At 67.7% G+C, this 15,793-nt stretch carries 16 protein-coding genes and 2 pseudogenes; 14 read left to right on the top strand and 4 right to left on the bottom strand.

The genetic code is table 11. The annotated features are described in order from the left end of the window. Positions 1-10 precede the first annotated feature (10 nt). Positions 11-424, bottom strand: coding sequence for a peptidase inhibitor family I36 protein (locus M8I34_RS08655; RefSeq protein WP_250048658.1), 414 nt, complete (start codon positions 422-424; stop codon positions 11-13). 231 nt (positions 425-655) lie between these two features. Between M8I34_RS08655 and M8I34_RS08650 the strand changes: the two genes are divergently transcribed. The 8 genes and pseudogenes from M8I34_RS08650 to M8I34_RS08615 all read left to right on the top strand — a co-directional run bounded on the left by M8I34_RS08650 (position 656) and on the right by M8I34_RS08615 (position 5,466). After that, the gene (locus tag M8I34_RS08650; RefSeq protein ID WP_250048764.1) at positions 656-967 is read left to right on the top strand and encodes a hypothetical protein; all 312 of its coding nucleotides are present in this window, start codon (positions 656-658) and stop codon (positions 965-967) included. Positions 968-1,977: 1,010 nt separating this feature from the next. Beyond that, on the top strand, positions 1,978-2,280 hold the full coding sequence (locus M8I34_RS08645) for a hypothetical protein (RefSeq protein WP_250048657.1): 303 nt from the start codon (positions 1,978-1,980) through the stop codon (positions 2,278-2,280). Positions 2,281-2,307: 27 nt separating this feature from the next. After that, a pseudogene (locus tag M8I34_RS08640) lies at positions 2,308-2,396 on the top strand (cupin domain-containing protein); the annotation flags it as partial. Positions 2,397-2,479: 83 nt separating this feature from the next. Continuing rightward, positions 2,480-2,584 (top strand): annotated as a pseudogene (locus M8I34_RS41595) (transposase); the annotation flags it as partial. A gap of 38 nt (positions 2,585-2,622) precedes the next feature. After that, the gene (locus M8I34_RS08630; RefSeq protein WP_250048773.1) at positions 2,623-2,874 is read left to right on the top strand and encodes a hypothetical protein; all 252 of its coding nucleotides are present in this window, start codon (positions 2,623-2,625) and stop codon (positions 2,872-2,874) included. A 50-nt stretch (positions 2,875-2,924) separates the two neighbouring features. Continuing rightward, complete coding sequence (locus tag M8I34_RS08625) at positions 2,925-3,731, top strand: hypothetical protein (protein WP_250048656.1); 807 nt, start codon at positions 2,925-2,927, stop codon at positions 3,729-3,731. Between the two features lie 139 nt (positions 3,732-3,870). Then, entirely contained in the window at positions 3,871-4,797 is a 927-nt protein-coding gene (locus M8I34_RS08620) for an immunity 49 family protein (RefSeq protein WP_284050109.1), read from the top strand. Between the two features lie 249 nt (positions 4,798-5,046). Beyond that, entirely contained in the window at positions 5,047-5,466 is a 420-nt protein-coding gene (locus tag M8I34_RS08615; RefSeq protein WP_250048655.1) for a hypothetical protein, read from the top strand. A gap of 293 nt (positions 5,467-5,759) precedes the next feature. Here the strand turns inward: M8I34_RS08615 and M8I34_RS08610 are convergent, their stop codons facing one another. After that, on the bottom strand, positions 5,760-6,470 hold the full coding sequence (locus M8I34_RS08610; protein WP_250048654.1) for a haloacid dehalogenase type II: 711 nt from the start codon (positions 6,468-6,470) through the stop codon (positions 5,760-5,762). 712 nt (positions 6,471-7,182) lie between these two features. On the opposite strand from M8I34_RS08610, the gene M8I34_RS08605 reads away from it, so the two are divergent. From M8I34_RS08605 to M8I34_RS08585, 6 genes are all read left to right on the top strand, one after another. Beyond that, a complete protein-coding gene (locus tag M8I34_RS08605) occupies positions 7,183-8,313 on the top strand; it encodes a protein kinase family protein (RefSeq protein WP_250048653.1) in 1,131 nt (376 codons plus the stop codon). A 160-nt stretch (positions 8,314-8,473) separates the two neighbouring features. Then, the gene (locus M8I34_RS08600; protein ID WP_250048652.1) at positions 8,474-9,247 is read left to right on the top strand and encodes a class I SAM-dependent methyltransferase; all 774 of its coding nucleotides are present in this window, start codon (positions 8,474-8,476) and stop codon (positions 9,245-9,247) included. 56 nt (positions 9,248-9,303) lie between these two features. Beyond that, positions 9,304-9,519: a winged helix-turn-helix domain-containing protein gene (locus tag M8I34_RS41850; RefSeq protein ID WP_374210876.1), complete on the top strand. Its 216-nt coding sequence runs from the start codon at positions 9,304-9,306 to the stop codon at positions 9,517-9,519. Then, a complete protein-coding gene (locus M8I34_RS08595) occupies positions 9,453-10,004 on the top strand; it encodes a transposase (protein ID WP_374210880.1) in 552 nt (183 codons plus the stop codon). The genes M8I34_RS41850 and M8I34_RS08595 overlap by 67 nt, the downstream gene beginning before the upstream one ends. Before the next feature lie 57 nt (positions 10,005-10,061). After that, positions 10,062-10,928, top strand: coding sequence for a GNAT family N-acetyltransferase (locus tag M8I34_RS08590; RefSeq protein WP_250048650.1), 867 nt, complete (start codon positions 10,062-10,064; stop codon positions 10,926-10,928). Between the two features lie 627 nt (positions 10,929-11,555). Beyond that, positions 11,556-13,154, top strand: a complete 1,599-nt coding sequence (locus tag M8I34_RS08585) for a serine/threonine-protein kinase (RefSeq protein WP_250048649.1) — start codon at positions 11,556-11,558, stop codon at positions 13,152-13,154. Positions 13,155-13,297: 143 nt separating this feature from the next. On the opposite strand, the gene M8I34_RS08580 is transcribed toward M8I34_RS08585, so the two are convergent. Both M8I34_RS08580 and M8I34_RS08575 read right to left on the bottom strand, forming a co-directional pair. After that, positions 13,298-13,768, bottom strand: a complete 471-nt coding sequence (locus M8I34_RS08580; protein ID WP_250048648.1) for a pyridoxamine 5'-phosphate oxidase family protein — start codon at positions 13,766-13,768, stop codon at positions 13,298-13,300. Positions 13,769-14,107: 339 nt separating this feature from the next. Further along, the gene (locus tag M8I34_RS08575; RefSeq protein ID WP_284050108.1) at positions 14,108-15,652 is read right to left on the bottom strand and encodes a competence protein CoiA family protein; all 1,545 of its coding nucleotides are present in this window, start codon (positions 15,650-15,652) and stop codon (positions 14,108-14,110) included. Between the last annotated feature and the right edge of the window lie 141 nt (positions 15,653-15,793).

Genomic DNA, 15,793 nt, shown 5'->3' with positions numbered 1-15,793 from the left:
GAGCTGGCGGTCAGCGGAACATGACGGAGGTCGTGGTGTCGGGCATGCCGCGGTTGCCGAAGTGTGCCTCCCGGTCGCCCGGCGCCAGGGAGAAACTGGCGCCGTGGCCCTTCACGCCGGAGTAGAAGGTGACCGTGCGGTGGCCCTGGTTAATGGCGGAGCTGATCGTGTCGTTCCAGCCGTCCTTGCGCAGGTCCCACATGTCCTCCGTGAAGGTCGTGTTCCTGTTCCTGTAGTTGGCGTCCTGGTAGACCTTGACCTTCCTCTTGGCCATGAGCGCCCCGAGGTCAGCGGCGTGGTGGGCAGCCACCACGGGGGACCGCCCGGCGGACGGCTGAGCGTCGCCGGCGGAGGCCGGCAACGTGACACCGAGCGTGAGTGCGGCGGCGACAGCGCCCGCAGCGGCTATGTGACGGATACGCATGAGAGCTCCTTTGGCGTGCGTGTGAGGGGTGTGCCGTCTGCCCGGCTGGGCGCAGACACCGGATGACGGAAAGCGGCTGACGCTGCTCGCTCGTCCCTTCCGGCGCTTCGTACGCTAGGAGCTCCAGCGCACTGGAGATTCAAGTCATAGTGAGCCACATCACATGGACCATCGGAGAGTTGCCAGCCCGTACCCGGCCTCTCGGTCAGAACGCTTCGGTACTACTCCGATATCGGGCTGCTGCCGCTGGCCAGGCGCAGCTCCAGAAGCCACCGCCGCTACGCACACGAGGCACCGGATCAGCTGAGTCTGATCCAGTGGCTGCGTGCCCTGAACACCCCGATCACTGAAATCGCCCAGCTCATCACCGGTGAACGCACACTCAGTGATCTGGTGACGAACACGCACGACCACGCCTCAAGCCGTGGCACGGCATCGCCACCCGCTATGAGAAGACGGGCAACCGTCTACTTGGCCGGCGTGGACGTCGCGGCATCCTCCTCTGGCCTGCCAGGTGCTCCCAGTGAAACGCCTGGATGCTGATGCTGATGCTGGTGATAACGCCCGGTATCGCCAGGACCGGCAACGATGGTCTGCCGCCAGGGAACAGAACGGGGAACCAGGGGCCACAGCAGGGCTCAGAGCTCGCTCGAGAAGCGCCAACACCATGTACCCGTGGGGCGCGTTCGAGGCCCGATGGCGGACAGCATTGACTGACCTGCGATGGTGTGCGCCATGGACTCTGAGCCGAGCACTGGTCCCGCCCGCCACTACGACCGGGGAGGATGGCTGGCTCAGTTCACTGGCCACATACTTGTGGTCTGTCCTCGATGCTGTGGCTGCGCACTCGTCCTTCCCCGGCCTGGCCTCCCTGAGCGCAAATACGTCTATGAGCTGTTGTTCCAGCCACGCCGCCTGGCCTGCCGAGGGTGTGGTGCCGTCGCTGATTGGGAAGCGGAAGTTCGCGATGCCGGGCTGGTCGCAGTGGCTCCGGGCGGTACAGAGGATCCGTTCTTCCGAAGGCCGCTGTGGCTACAGACGCGCTGTGTCGGCCAGATCCTGTGGGCCTACAACGAAGAGCATGTCAACGAACTGTCGGCCTATGTCGGCGCCACCTTGCGCGAGCACGGGGCGAGTCCAAAGCGGGCGATGCTCACCCGGCTGCCACGGTGGATGATGAGGTCTGGCAACCGCTCTGATGTCCTGGTCGGCCTGGAGACGCTGCGCGTTCTGGCCCAGCGGTCAGCTCCCGCCGATCGGTCCGATGCCGCACATGAGCGTGGTGACCGCCCTCGGCCCTATCGGGCCCTGTACTTCCGGGGCGGTCCGTACGAGACGTCCCGGGAATCTCGGTTGTTCTGAAGCCGGGCGCATGGATGGCGGGACCGTGTCTCAGCCGAGCTGCCCCGTCTTCCCCTCGAACTGCCACCCACCTGGGGAGGGCTTGTCCGCCTTGTTTCTGTCGGTGGACGGCGTCGGGTAGGTACTTTTCCCCGGAAGGGTGAGTACACGACCTGAGGTGTTCCCCTTCCGCTGCTGCTGGAGTGGGCAGCATGGTCACTGATGACGTCCAGCCCCGTATCCATGCCACCTGGTGGAAGGCGCCTTTGGTCGCGTCGCTTCCTGGTCTGCCCGCACTTGTATGGGAGTACATGACGTTCCGGGCCGACGGCTATACCAGCGGGATCGAGATGGCGATCGTGATCGCCATGGTGCTGCTTGCCGGCTCCTGGCTCCTCCCCCACCGCCGTTCCGTGCGCGGCCTGCGCATCGCTGCCGCAGGCACCGCGCTCGGCCTGGCAATGCTCCCCCTGCTCTACGCCATTCTGCTCGGGGCGGCCATGGCCTCGGGATGAACCTCCGCCGACTGGTTCACCGGCGACGTGTGGAGGACGTCATTGTCGCCGGGCAGGAGCCGTCCCGGATGCGTGCGCGACTGGTCCGCTTCTCGCCAGGTGCTCGACCCAACTGGGCTCCTGAACTTGAGTTTCAACTTCTGCCTGGTTGCCCCGGCGCGTATCGAAAGTGGATCTTGAGGTGCGATGATCTTGCTTCGTGGCACGTGGAGACCTGACGGATGTGCAGTGGGCCCGCTTGGAGCCGCTGTTGACGGTGAGTAAGAAGCCGGGACGCCCGCCGATATGGACCAGGCGGCAGCTGATCGACGGCATACGGTGGCGGACGCGGACCGGGGCTCCGTGGCGGGATGTCCCCACGACGTCCGCTGCACCATCGCCAAACCCGACAACCAGGCCTGCAACCGCAAGAAGCGCGGACCCTCCGGCGGCCGCCCACCCGCCTTCGACCGCGAGGTCTACAAGCAGAGGCACGCTGTCGAATGCGGGATCAACCGCCTCAAAAGACACCGCATGGTCGCGACGAGATACGACAAACTCGCCGTCCGCTACGAGGCCACACTGACTATCGCCGCCATCAACGAGTGGCTGTGACCAGAACAGTCAACGCGCCTCCTCCGGTTATGCAGTCGTACCATGCGACCATGACGCTCGAAATGTCCCTTGAGTGGATCAGTCAGCCGGACGCGGAAGAGCGTCTCTACGAGGAGCTGTACGCCAGGGCTGGCCAACCCTTGCCTTCTCTGGACGATGACGAGAACCGCCCGCGCACCATCGGGAACGTCGCGGCTCGGCGCGAGGGGACTCTGCTGGGCTGGGCATGGCTCTACGAGGACCCAGACGGCGAGCACGCCGCGCGCGTGCAGGCCCTGTATGTACCGCGCGAAGCCCACCGCCTCGAAACCGGCCACTACAGCCCTCTCCCGCCGCCCGCCGAGGAGTTCGAGATGGTCACAGGCCTGTACCGCCGGGCCGCGCAAGAGGCCCGAGCCGCCAGCTACCGCACCCTGCGGTGGAGCGGCCCGGATACCGGTCCCGACGGCCAGGCCGCGACCGCCCTGAACGCATACGGACACGGCGAATACGCCCGTACCTGGAGCACCAACCCGGCCACGTGGCAGCCCCCTGTCGGCCTGCCCGACACCCCCGCCCGGCGGCTGCCCGAACCGGACCTCACGCTGGCAACGGCGGACGCGGAAATCTCGGCCGCCATCGAGGGACACATGGCTCACCTCAACGCCGGGAAAGCAATCCGTTACCAGCGCACCGAGCCGCGCACCCTCGCCCCGCTCATCGCGCAACTCGTCACACACCTGCGGCACGACCACCCCTCGGTCACCGAACTGAGCATCTGGGAATTCGACGAGACCGTACGCCAGGCCCTGCCACTGGCAGGGCTGAGCATCACCGGACGTCACATGGCGTATGAGCTTCCCCTCACGCCTTCATGACCTCGCCGCGCCCCAGGGGTTCGGCCAGCACATTCGAAACACGCCCTAGCCGCGCGGAGTTGCTCGTTGCGACTACCAGCCCCGGGGTGGTCACGTCTGGGCAGCTGCGGTGTCAGTGGCGGCTGCCAGAATGAAGCTCATGACCATCAAGGATGTCGCCCGGCACGACGTGAGTGAGCAGCGGATCGAGCAGGCACTGGCGGATATCGAGCGGCGGGCCCACAGCCGCTGGCACACGATGCAATACGACTGCTACTCCGATGAGACGTTGCAGGGATTGCGCGACGAACTCCTCGACCACATAGCCGCCCGCACGGTGGCGGATCCCGGGCCCGGCACCGCCCCGTCGCACATCGTCCTGCGCACCGCGGCCGAGTGCGCCCTGGGACTCCTGAGCCTGGGCTGCTATCCGAACGGCGACCAAGAGATCTCCTTCACCCTCATCGGCGAGAAGCTCAGCAGCGACGGCTATGACTTCGAAGCAGTGGTGGAGCAGGCGGCCACCGCGAGTACCTGGCTGGACGCATTCGCGTTGTCTGTGATCAGCGGCATCGTCTGGGAACAGGGCTTGGTCATCGGGCTGATGCTGCGCGACGACTATGCGCCTGACATCCGTAACGGTGTGCCGCACTCCAAGCTGGAATCGGAGTCGGACCCTGGCGAGCTGGCGGAGATGGACGCCTTGTGCGGCTATCTCACTCAGGCCGAAGGGCATCTGCCCCGGCACTGGCCGTCGGTAACGCTGTGCAAGCCGACCGCCGACGAACGTGCCGAGGCAATGCGGCAGCTGGATACTCTTGACGCGCTGACGCCAGATCAGCGCCTGCTTCGCGTGCTGTTGGAGGACGACCAGACGGCTTTCGAACAGGCCCTGGGGCAGCGCCTCGTCCAGCACCGGAAGAACGCCCCCGCCGATGCGGCGCCCCGCAGCCTCCTGCCACGGAAGACCATCGCACTGGCCGCGCTGGCAGTCCAAATACACGGCTGGGACTTGCGCGTCCAATCTGCCTACCTGCCGCAGGCGTTGCTGAGTGCTCCGGAAGGTGCACCGTCGGTCGGTGGCTGAACCGGTGCCCTCGCCACTGTGTCGAGCGCTGTCTCAGGATGAGCCTTGACCGCCGACGCCGGCTGGTTCGGTAGTCATGTCGCTGTACCGATCAGCAAGGTGCAGGGGCGAAGGCCGCATCTTTCATCGCTCGGGTTCGTCTGTCGACTTTCAGGTTCGCCTGTCACCTCTCAGACTCGCCCTGTCGCCTCTCAGGTTCGTCTGTCGACTCTCAAGTCCATCTGTCACCTCCCGGGCTACCGTGGGCAGGTGGACTTCGAAGCCAGAACCTTCCCTCCCCACCCCATCCGGGGTGTCCAGGCTGTGTATGCGCGTCAGAGCAGTTGTCCCGCCGATTTCGCGCTGGTCACCGTGGACTTCGAGCCCTGGGAGGAGGGCATCACGTTCCAGGTGGCCGCCGATCTGGACATTCCGGAGCGCGATCGATCTGCCTTCACCCAGTCGGACATAGCCACCTTCCAAACCGCTGTCGATCGGGGAGTCCGCGAAGAGCTGGCTGAGCTGCGCGCCGGAACCACTGTGGCGGTATCGGTGGTACTGCGCGGCATGCGCCTCCACATCACGGATTCTCACCCCAAAGCCTTTCAAGCGGTCGGACACGTCGCAGTACGCAATGCCCTCGCTCTGACCTACGGGCCGTCCCCGGGGCCCCGGCGTCGTCGCACATGACCACTCGCTGCTGCTGTGCCACCGGTCCCACCTGGAGAGTCGCCACCAGGGCACTGACCGGCATCACCGGGACGCCAACAGTGCCGCGGAAAAGGCTGCCTTCATAGCCAGCCAGAGCCGGTGATGTGTCATGCCTCCTCGGCTGCTTCCCCGGTCCGGCGTCGCGCCGTACGAGCTCCACCCCGCGAGCCACGGGTGGACCTGCAACGGAGTGACCCACTTCGGCTGCTACCGCCGGGCCGTGCCGCGCTGGCCGTCCCCGCCTCCCTCTTGACGTCCTGTGGCGGCTTTGGTCAACCCGTCGCTCCCAGTGCACGGGCCAGGCCGATCACATCGTCGGCGACGAGGTCGACCCCAGCGGGTGGGTCGACCCGCTCGGCGTCCGGCCCCCACTCCAGCGGGCGTGGGATATAGGCGGTGCGCAGCCCGGCCTCGGCGGCGGCTTCGAGGTCGTCGGGGTGGCAGGCCACCATGAGGAGCCGGCGCGGCTCCACCTCGAGCAGCTCGGCGGCCATGCGGTAGACACGGAGGTCGGGCTTGTAGGACCTGGCCAGCTCGGCCGACAGGATGCAGTCGAACCGCAGCCCGGCCTGTTTGGTGAGGCCTGCGAGCAGGCCGACACCCCCGTTGGACAGCGTCGCGGTGATCACACGGGTGTGGTGGAGCATTCCCAGACCGGCTGCGGCGTCGGGCCAGGGGCGCAGACGGTGCCAGGCCTGCACGAGCGCGTCCCGTTCGACCTCGCCGAGGCCTTCGAGGTCGTACTCGGTCACGACGTCATCGAGCATGAGCCGGTGCAGATCGTCCAGCGGCCGCCAGGGCAGCTCTCCGCCCAGGACCCGCTCCAGCACCGGGCGGTAGCGGCGTCGCCAGGCATCGGCGACAGCGGGCCAGTCGGCATCCAGCCCGGCCCGACCGCCGATATCGGCCAGCTCAGCGGTCACACTGGAGCGCCAGTCGGTCATCGTCCCGAAAACATCGAACACGGCGGCATCAACGTCCATGCCACATCCCTGCCCTTCAACTCGTCCTGCTGCTCGCTGACTTGGTGCGCCGCCGATCATGCCGCACCTTGCCTTTCCGTATGCGTGGTGAGGGGCGTTCCGGTGCCACAGCGAAACGCCGACGCAGGTGGGAGGGTGGTTCCGGTGCAACAGCGGCGACAGAGCGCGTGGAACGAAGAGCCCGGCGCCAAGCTCACCTTTGGGTTACCGCGGCAATTGCCGTGTCCGCCTTCCTCGGTGTCTCGCTTTCGAGGGGCAGAAGCAGACAGTGGTCTGGCTGGGATTCCGCTCGGGTGTCTCGGTTGGCGGGCGTCGACGTTGCGCCTCGGAATGCGCCCCTGGGGGGGGTGACGGCATAACGGCTGACGCATACCTGGCGCGCCCCGCTGCGACGCCGAAAAATCCGCCGAGACCGACGGCCTCTTCGCCTCTGAGCGCAGTTGGCCGGTCCGGGTCGAGAACCACACCGAACTCTGACAACTGCTCGCGACCAGGGGCTGCCACCGCCCCCGCCCGGGCCGCGACAACTGCCCCAACTCCCGGAAAAGCGGCTGCCGATGCCTTCTCCCATTGCGTCGTCGATCTTCACGTAGAGTGCGGTCAGGAAGGTGTTCAGGTCTGTCGTCGCACACGGATCTTGGGCACCCTCTGCCCGCTCCGGAGGCCAAGCGGCAGAGACACGCGTCGTTGCGCTCGGCGGAACTGCGTAGCGATGGCAGAAATCGAAGTCGGCACCAAGGTGGAGGCCGCAGTGAAGTGCCCTGACACATCGCGCGGTGCGCGTCTGACCGCCCACAGTGCCGTCTCCACGTCCCTGGCCTTGTGCAGTGATCGCGCCCTGCGCGAGCTCGTGGATAGGGCCGTGCCGATCGGATCCGGCATCGGCGGGGAGTCGGCCCTGCTGGAGGTCGCCGGAACCCCGGTCTTCGTGAAGCGGGTGCCCCTCACCGACCTGGAGAGGCACCCTGAGCACGTCCGATCCACGGCGAATCTGTTCGAGCTGCCTGTCTTCTGCCATTACGGCATCGGGACCATCGGCATGCCGGGCTGGGGGGCCTGGCGAGAGCTCGCCGTGCACACCATGACGACGAACTGGGTGCTCGCGGCGCAATACGAGGGCTTCCCTCTGATGTACCACTGGCGGGTGCTGCCGGACGCAACGCCCCTGCCCGAAGAACTGGCCGACATCGAACGGGCCGTCGTCTACTGGGGCAGGGGATCGCAGGTGCGCCGCCGGATCGAGGCTCTCCAGCAGTCCTCGGCGAGCGTCGCGCTGTTCCTTGAGTACATCCCCGAAAACCTGCACCAGTGGCTGGACACGCAGGTCGAAGCAGGAGGCGAGACCGCTAACCGAGCCTGCGCCATGGTGGAGAGGGAACTGGCAGCCGGCACCTCGTTCATGAACAGCCGCGGGCTCCTGCACTTCGACGCGCACTTCGAGAACATCCTGACCGACGGCCGGCGCCTCTACTTCGCGGACTACGGCCTCGCTATGTCCTCCGGGTTCGAGCTGTCGCAGGACGAGGCCGATTTCTTCGACCGGCATCAGACCTACGACCGCTGTTACACCGCCACGTATCTGGTGAACTGGCTGGTCACCGCGCTGTACGGATACCAGAGGGAGGACCAGGAGGACCGCTACGCGCTGGTACGCGCCTACGCAGAGGGCAAGCGCCCCACAGGAATCCCAGAGGTGGCCGCGGCGATACTCGCCCGGCACGCGCCGATCGCCGCACTGATGTCCGACTTCAATCTCAAGTTCCAGCGCCAGAGCAGGCACACCCCATACCCGCTGGAGGAGATCCGCCAGCTTGGCGGGATGCCCGGCTCCTCCATTTGCTGACGGTCGGACGCCTGGAGGCCGGCACTCGACATGGATCAGTCCCCCTACATCGCCGTCCAGCAGCACCCACGGGCGCTACGCCGGCCCGACCACGCGCGCATGCAACACCAACCCGCACAACACAGCTCGGACAATGGAACTGCTCGTCTAGGCTGCGATGATGGACCCAGTAACCGATGTGCCCGAGACTCTCGCCCAGTCTGCCGATCCGGCCCGGGTGAATGACTATGACAGCTTCGCCGAGGCATACTCGGCGGACAACGAGAACAACCTCGTGAACGCGTACTACGCGCGGCCGGCGATGTTAGCCCTCGCCGGAGACGTGGCCGGCCGCCGGATCCTGGACGCCGGCTGCGGATCGGGCCCCCTGTCCGCTGCACTACGCGACCGCGGTGCCGACGTCACCGGCATCGACGCCAGTGCCCGGATGCTGGCACTGGCCAGACGGCGGCTCGGGGACGACGCGGCCCTGCACGTGGCCGACTTGAGCGACCCCCTGCCGTTCGCCGACGGCGCGTTCGACGACGTGGTCTCGTCGCTGGTCCTGCACTACCTGGAAGACTGGGGGCCCACGCTGGCCGAGATACGGCGCGTGCTCAAACCCGGCGGCCGGCTGATCGCTTCGGTGGACCACCCTTTCGTGGCCTACACGATCCAGGATCCCCGGCCCGACTACTTTGCGACCACCAGCTATACCTTCGACTGGACGTTCGGCGGGCAGACCGTCCCGATGAAGTTCTGGCGCAAGCCGTTGCACGCGATGACCGATGCCTTCACCACCGCCGGCTTCCGACTTTCCATCATCAGCGAGCCACAGCCCGATCCGGCCGCCCGTGAACTGTTCCCAGACGAATTCCACGACTTCTCGACCAAAACCTGCTTCCTGTTCTTCGTCGTGGAGGTACCGCCGTCGGCTACCGGCTCGGACGACTAGCCAGTCGCTACCCGCTCATCCTCGTTGATGCACACCTCTCGGGCGCGACGAGTCTGATGCGCCGGATCGGGTTCACGCCGCAGGTCCCGGCTCGCAGGGCCGCGGAACGCAACGAGAAGGCCGTCACCTCCTGGAAGGAGGTGACATGGGCGGAGGTAAAACCACCCGGGCGGCCTGCGGCGGCTGGATCTGCTTCGAGGACGAGGTGGGGTTCACCCGCAGGCCACCGACCGGACGTACCTGGGGACGGCGCGGCATCACCCCGGTCGTGAAGGTGAACGGCCGCGGCTCCGGGCGGGTCTCGGTCGCCGGGCTGATCACGATGCGTCCGGGCTCGCGGACCCGGCTGGGCCACCGGGTGCGTCGCCACACCGGACGCAAGGGCGAGCGCCGCAGCTTGTCCGAGCGCGACTACATCGCCCTCGTCGACGGCGTGCACCAACTGGTCAAGGCGCCGATCGTGCTCGTGTGGGACCGCCTGAACACCCACGTCTCCCACCAGATGCGCGACCTGATCGACGCACGCAGCTGGCTGACAGTGTTCGCCCTGCCCGCCTACGCACCCGAGCTGAACGCGGTCGAGTACCTGTGGGCCCACGTGAAACACAGCCTCGCGAACCTCGCCGGCGTTGCCCTCGACCGACTCGCCGCTCTCGTGCGCAACCGACTCAAGCGCCTCCCGTACCGCCCCGACGTCCTCGACGGCTTCCTCGCCGGGACCGGACTCGCCATCGACCTCCCGCCACTATCACCCTGAAGCGCTTGGTCAGTTAATCGGTTGCACGCCACCGGGACGGGGTGTCGGATCCCGGCTATGACGATTGTGCTGAGTACGCCGACGACCGACCGGGTGCGCGAGGCCATTGCGGCGCTGCGGGAGTGGCAGCATGACGAAGCGCCGATGCAGCTGCATCCCGGGGACATCGGCTGGAACTACCGGTTCGGAACGGCCGAGACGGCCGCGGTGGTCCGGACCTGGAGCCGGGACGGACGGATCCTCGCTGTCGGGATGCTGGATTCGCCGACGGTGGTGCGGATGACGGTCGCTCCCGACGCTTTCCAGGACGAGGACTTGGCGCGGCGGCTCGTCGAGGACTTCTCACTGCCTGAGCGCGGCGTGCTGCCGGAAGGAGCGGTGTCCATCGAGGCGCCGCCGGGCCTGCTGCTCCACGACCTGTTGACCAAGGAGGGCTGGGGTGTCGACGAACCGTGGACGCCGCTCTTCCGCGACCTCGCCGAAGCGGTGGAGGACCCCGGCGTGTGGATCAAGGCGATCGGCCCGGAACAGGCACAGGACTTCGCCGACGTCCTGCGGTCCGCGTTCAACACCACGAGGCCCACGCGCGAGTACCGGCACAAGATGTCCGCGGCACCGTTCTACGCCGAAGCCCGATGCCTGGGTGCCTACGACGACCAGGGCAACCCCACGGCGGTGGTGACGGTCTGGTCGGCCGGCCCGGGGAAGCCGGGACTGGTCGAGCCGATGGGCGTCCACGCGGACCACCGCGGGCGCGGCTACGGCCGGGCGATCACCGTCGCCGGGGCGGCCGCACTGCGGGAGATGGGCTCGTCGAGCGTGCGCGTGTGCACGCCGAGCTCTAACGTCGGCGGCGTCGCGACGTACAAGGCGGCCGGGTTCGCGGCGAGGCCGGAGATCGCCGACCGGATCCGGAAGGCCTGACATCAGGGTCTGGGGACCTTCTCACCATGCGGCAGCACCTCGTACTGCGGCCGTGCGCGGCAGAGCCTCGTGCGGTAGCCGTACGAGGTGCTCTGCTCTCGACTCGATGGAATATCCACTGCTCCCACTCCGAGGGAGTCCGGCCGACGAGGGCGGTTCCATCCGTCATCCGCGTAGCGCATAGCGCATAGCAACGACGTACTGCGCAAATGACCGTCCGCCAGCCGTACAAACCAGCCAACCACCTCGAAGCGCCGAAATCAGTACCGTTCTCTCCAGAGCCATGCGGGCCGCGGCGATGAGCTCCTTCCTGGCCTGGTCGCTCAGCCTCGCCCTCGCCCTCTCTCGATCAAGAGGAGGGGTCTCAGACGTCCCACGCGCGTACCCGCCACGCCGCCACCACCCGACCTCGCCCACCGAGATCTCCCTCCCCGCCCGGCGAGCTCAGCCCCCGGCTATCCCACTGATCACAGCCCGGCGGAAGCGACGTGAGCCCAGGAAAGCGGAAGCAGCACCGAACCACCTGGGCCGTTCGCGCGTCCATATATGTGGACGCCGCGGCCTGCCCAGGGCGGGTTACGGTGACGAGGCGAATCGAACGTGTACAGGGCTGGTGGAGGACGCGCAGTGTCGGATGAGGGGCGGCTCATTGCTGGGCGCTACCGGCTCACGGAGCACGTCGGCCGCGGCGGCATGGGCACGGTGTGGCGCGCCGAGGACGAGGTTCTCGGCCGCCAGGTCGCGCTCAAGCGACTGCACACGCAGCCGCACCTGCCCGATGACGAGCTCGCCACGCTGTACGAGCGCACGCGCCGTGAGGCACGCAGCGCCGCCCGCATCACGCATCCGAACGTGATCGTCGTCCACGACGTCGTGGACGACGACGGCCTGCCCTGCATCGTCATGGAGTACGTCCCGTCGCCCACGCTCAGCGAGCTCCTCAAGGACGGCCGGACCATCGGGCCGGAGGAGGCGGCCCGCATCGGCCTGGGCATGGTCGCCGCCCTGCGGGCCGCGCACGGCGCCGGTGTGCTGCACCGCGACGTCAAACCCGGCAACGTCCTCCTCGGCGTGGGCGAGCGGGTGGTGCTCACCGATTTCGGCATCGCGATGACTGCCGGGGCGTCGACGCTGACCAAGACCGGCGAGATGGTCGGGTCGATCGACTACATGGCAGCGGAACGCGTCCGCGGGCTGAAGCCCGGAACGGCTTCCGACCTGTGGGCGCTGGGCGCGACCCTGTACCAGGCAGTGGAGGGGCGGCCGCCGTTCCGACGTGACACCGCGGTGGAGACCGCGTACGCCATCGCCGTCGACCCGCCGGAGCCGATGAAGCGGGCCGGCCCGCTGGAACCGCTCATCGAGGCCCTCCTGTCCAAGGAACCCGACGATCGCCCGTCGGCGGATCAGACGGAGCAAGCCCTGCGGGACGCACGGTCGGGCGGATCGACGGGGGTGCCGCCGCCCGCCACCGGTGCGAGCTCACCCGCGGACCGGAAACCCGTCGGCAGGAACGACGCACCCCCGGATCCTGACCCGGGAGTACATCGGGCCTCCAGCGACATGCACGTACCCCCGGCACCACCAGTGCCCACACGGGCCACCGCCGGCCAAGTGCGGCGCCGGTCCCGCAAGCGCCTCATCATGGCGTCGGCCGCCGTCACCGTGACCGCGGCCGCCACGGCGGGTGCGCTCTATGCGACATCGCACCGCGGCGCGGACACACCCGATGTCCAGAAGAGCCACCACGCCACCTCACCCTCGTCGGCGGCCTCGCCCGTGCCCCAGGGCTTTCACCCGGTCAGGGAGCGGAAACTCGGCGTCTCCTTCCCAGTTCCGGACGGCTGGAAGGCCCGCGTGCGGACAGCCGAACAGATCACCTACATCGACCCGTCCGCACTGGTCGAAATCACGATCAGGACAGTGGCTCCCGCGGGCACCAACCCCGTTTCCCACTTCGCGGACAAGGAGACGAATACGAAGGCGAACTACTCCGTATACCGCAGGCTGCGCATGCAGCAGACCACTTTCCGGGATCAGCCGGCGGCGGTGTGGGAGTACACCTTCCAGGGACGGGAACGCGGCTTCCGCGCCGTCGAACTCGGCTTCGGCCGCGAAGGCGGCCGGGAATACGACATCTCCGTCTCGGCGCCGGAAGCGAAGTGGGACTCCTACCGTCCCGTTTTCGACAAGGTCAGGGACGGCTTCCTCCCGACCGGTTCCTGAGACGGCCGATCATCGACTCGACCATGTGCCGTGCTCACCAGCACGAGGTACGACAAGCTCGCGGTCCGCTATGAGAGGACGGTCCTCGTCGCGGTCCTCGTCGCGACGCTCAACGAGTCCCTCTTTGCAGTGCGAGACAGGCCTTAAACCAGCCACTTCCCCTCACGCATCAGGGTCCGTCCGTTCATCTCGGGCACCGTTCCCCACGCCTGCAAAACCTCTGGGACAACCTGGAAGAAGACGTAAGAGCGATGATCCTGCCGAGGATCCCAGCCGTCCTTGGCAGCAAAGGCATCGCCCACCTCAGCGGGAAGCTCCTCGCGGGTCAGCATGCGCGCGGTGCCGTGGACCAGGACCACGTCCCGGGTGTGGCCGAAGCAAAGGCGGGCCTGCCCTGTGGCAGACAGGTTGCGCCCAGTCGGGTTGGTGACGCGGGTGGACAGCCACACAGCCTCGCCGTCCCACCAGAAGGCAAGCGGAACGAGGCACGGCTCGCCGGTGGTGTCGGCCGTAGCGACCCATACATCGTTGTCCCGCGTGAGCCGTTTCAGCGCCTCGCGCTTGCGCTGCTCGGGGCTGCGGGGTCCGCTGAGACGAGAGTCAACTGACGTCATGGAGCGAGGTTATGGCTTCAGGCACTTCACCACATCCGTCAGCGGAACTAGGGCGAAGGACCGAGAATCGGTCTCCTGCCGGCAGTGGGATTCCGCAACTGACTCGCCTGTACAGCTGGTTTGAGGCCAGGATTTCGAAGCACGTCCCAGAAGTGGCCCCATGTTGCGGGCGCGCGCCGGGCGTTGTGCACGAATTCCTCCAACGCCATCAGGCCCACCGGTGGCGGGGGCCGAGCGGCGGCGCTGCCTTCCTGCTGGTGGCGAGGGCTTCCACGACGAGGTTCAGCACCTGGGCGTAGTCGCAGTCGCCATGCAGCTCGCTGAGCGGACGTCATACGGTCAGCCGGACTGATCGCCGGGGTGAGAAGACTGACTCATGACGTTCCCTCCCCGCTCTGCCTTCTCCGGCTCAGGACCTTTGGCGAGCACCCGGCGCCAGGGCCGTTCGTACGGTCCACCGCACGTCCGGCACACGGCCGTATAGAGCCCGGCGGCCGGGCCCATCTCTTCGGCCGGCTCGGCCGGGTACTCGGCACGCGAGATCTTCGCCACCAGCTGCGGTTGGGGGCAGGTGCATTCCTCCGGCTTACGGCGACGGTGCGCCTTGGCCCCATACGGCACCAAGGCCCGGGCAGGCGGGTCAGTCATGAAGTCCGTCTGCCACCCGTCGATCGGTACTTTCCTGCGACGCCGGGTATTGCGCTCGAATCGCTCTTTGCGAGCCTTGGTCGAGAAGAGCAGGAGCAGTCCGGCCAGCAGCCGGAACGCGTCGTGGCTGAGCTGGCCGGGCTCCGGATCGAGGACGGCGGTGGGGACCCCCTCATCGGTTCTGATCAGCGGCACGCCGCCCGCCCAGTGGCCTTCGGACGAGCTCCAGCCCGCAGTCACAGGGATGTTGTAGGCATCGCTCGCCAGGAAGGTCACCGCCCGCTGCACGTCCGCACGCTCCATGAGCTCGTCGTGCAGCCCCGGTCCGGCGCGGCGGTGCGGTTGCCGCGCCCTCTTCTCCACGATCGTGGCTTTGGCGATGGCCCGCGCACGGGACTCCGCGTTGCGGGCACGCTTTTGGGCGAGCTCCTTCTCCCACTTCTCGCGGCAGGCGGCCTGCCGCTCCTGCTGGAGGCGCTGCCGCTTCTCCGCTTCGGCCAGGTGAGCGTCCTCGGCGGTGACGTACTGCGGCGCCGTCCACACCTGCGGCAGTTGCCGCAGCGGGTACCGGAGCGTCGTACGCGGGGCGTGCGGGAGGACCTTGCCGGCGAAGACCCAGCACAGGAAGTCGGTGAGGCTCGCCCGCGCCGGTATCTGCCAGCCCGACCCGGTGAACCGCACCAGGCCCTCGACGACCGTGAGGCCGCGGTCGGCATCAGCGGCCAGCCGTATGGAGGGGACCGTGCCGAGCCAGGGCGGGCGGGGCCGGTCACTGAACCAGCACGAGGTGACGCCGTGCTCGCGCATCCGGACGGTGCGGGTGGTGATGTCCGCAGCCGTGATCGGGGAGAGCTGGGCCTCCAGCGCCATCGTCCATCCGCCGCCCGGGTCGGTGGCCAGCACGTCGGCCCGCCAGGAACCGTCAGGTGCCCGCACCTCCATTTCGGCATGGGCGCCGGCGTCCCGGGCCGCGCTGGCGAGTTCGAGCTTGAGGAGGTGGTGGGCCTCGGACTCGCCCTGTCGGGCGACCTCGCAGTCGGGCGCGTGCGGGGCATGAGCAAAGAACCGTAAGCCGCTGCGGGAGGTCTTCGCGTGCATCGGATGCCGGCACTCGGCGCAGGCGATTGGCGCGGGCGGCCTCACCTTCCACACCGCATCCCACGACTGCTCGCATCCGAGGTCAGGCAGGTGCGCGAAGACGGTCCCCCACTTCGCGTGCACAGCTCGAAACGCCATCGGCCCCCCTCTGAACGACAATCACGTCAGATTGTTCCACCGACCACTGACAGCCACCCGGACATCGCCCACCGTCCGTCGCGACGACACGACTGGGGAAGTCCGCCGCGCTCACCCCACCGGGTCCTGGGCAGGGCGCGA

The sequence above is a fragment of the Streptomyces sp. MCA2 genome (assembly GCF_023544705.1).
GTDB classification, from domain to species: Bacteria; Actinomycetota; Actinomycetes; order Streptomycetales; family Streptomycetaceae; genus Streptomyces; species Streptomyces decoyicus.
Note: the sequence above shows the minus strand (reverse complement) of the source record. Positions and strands in the feature narration are given on the sequence as shown.

Excerpts from the sequence above, each read along its gene's own strand:
- M8I34_RS08625 (WP_250048656.1), top strand. The coding sequence starts at position 2,925 with ATGACGCTCGAAATGTCCCTTGAGTGGATCAGTCAGCCGGACGCGGAA.
- M8I34_RS08575 (WP_284050108.1), bottom strand. The coding sequence starts at position 15,652 with ATGGCGTTTCGAGCTGTGCACGCGAAGTGGGGGACCGTCTTCGCGCAC.
- M8I34_RS08655 (WP_250048658.1), bottom strand. The coding sequence starts at position 424 with ATGCGTATCCGTCACATAGCCGCTGCGGGCGCTGTCGCCGCCGCACTC.
- M8I34_RS08600 (WP_250048652.1), top strand. The coding sequence starts at position 8,474 with ATGGACCCAGTAACCGATGTGCCCGAGACTCTCGCCCAGTCTGCCGAT.
- M8I34_RS08645 (WP_250048657.1), top strand. The coding sequence starts at position 1,978 with ATGGTCACTGATGACGTCCAGCCCCGTATCCATGCCACCTGGTGGAAG.
- M8I34_RS08620 (WP_284050109.1), top strand. The coding sequence starts at position 3,871 with ATGACCATCAAGGATGTCGCCCGGCACGACGTGAGTGAGCAGCGGATC.
- M8I34_RS41850 (WP_374210876.1), top strand. The coding sequence starts at position 9,304 with ATGCGCCGGATCGGGTTCACGCCGCAGGTCCCGGCTCGCAGGGCCGCG.
- M8I34_RS08580 (WP_250048648.1), bottom strand. The coding sequence starts at position 13,768 with ATGACGTCAGTTGACTCTCGTCTCAGCGGACCCCGCAGCCCCGAGCAG.
- M8I34_RS08590 (WP_250048650.1), top strand. The coding sequence starts at position 10,062 with ATGACGATTGTGCTGAGTACGCCGACGACCGACCGGGTGCGCGAGGCC.
- M8I34_RS08605 (WP_250048653.1), top strand. The coding sequence starts at position 7,183 with ATGGCAGAAATCGAAGTCGGCACCAAGGTGGAGGCCGCAGTGAAGTGC.
- M8I34_RS08610 (WP_250048654.1), bottom strand. The coding sequence starts at position 6,470 with ATGGACGTTGATGCCGCCGTGTTCGATGTTTTCGGGACGATGACCGAC.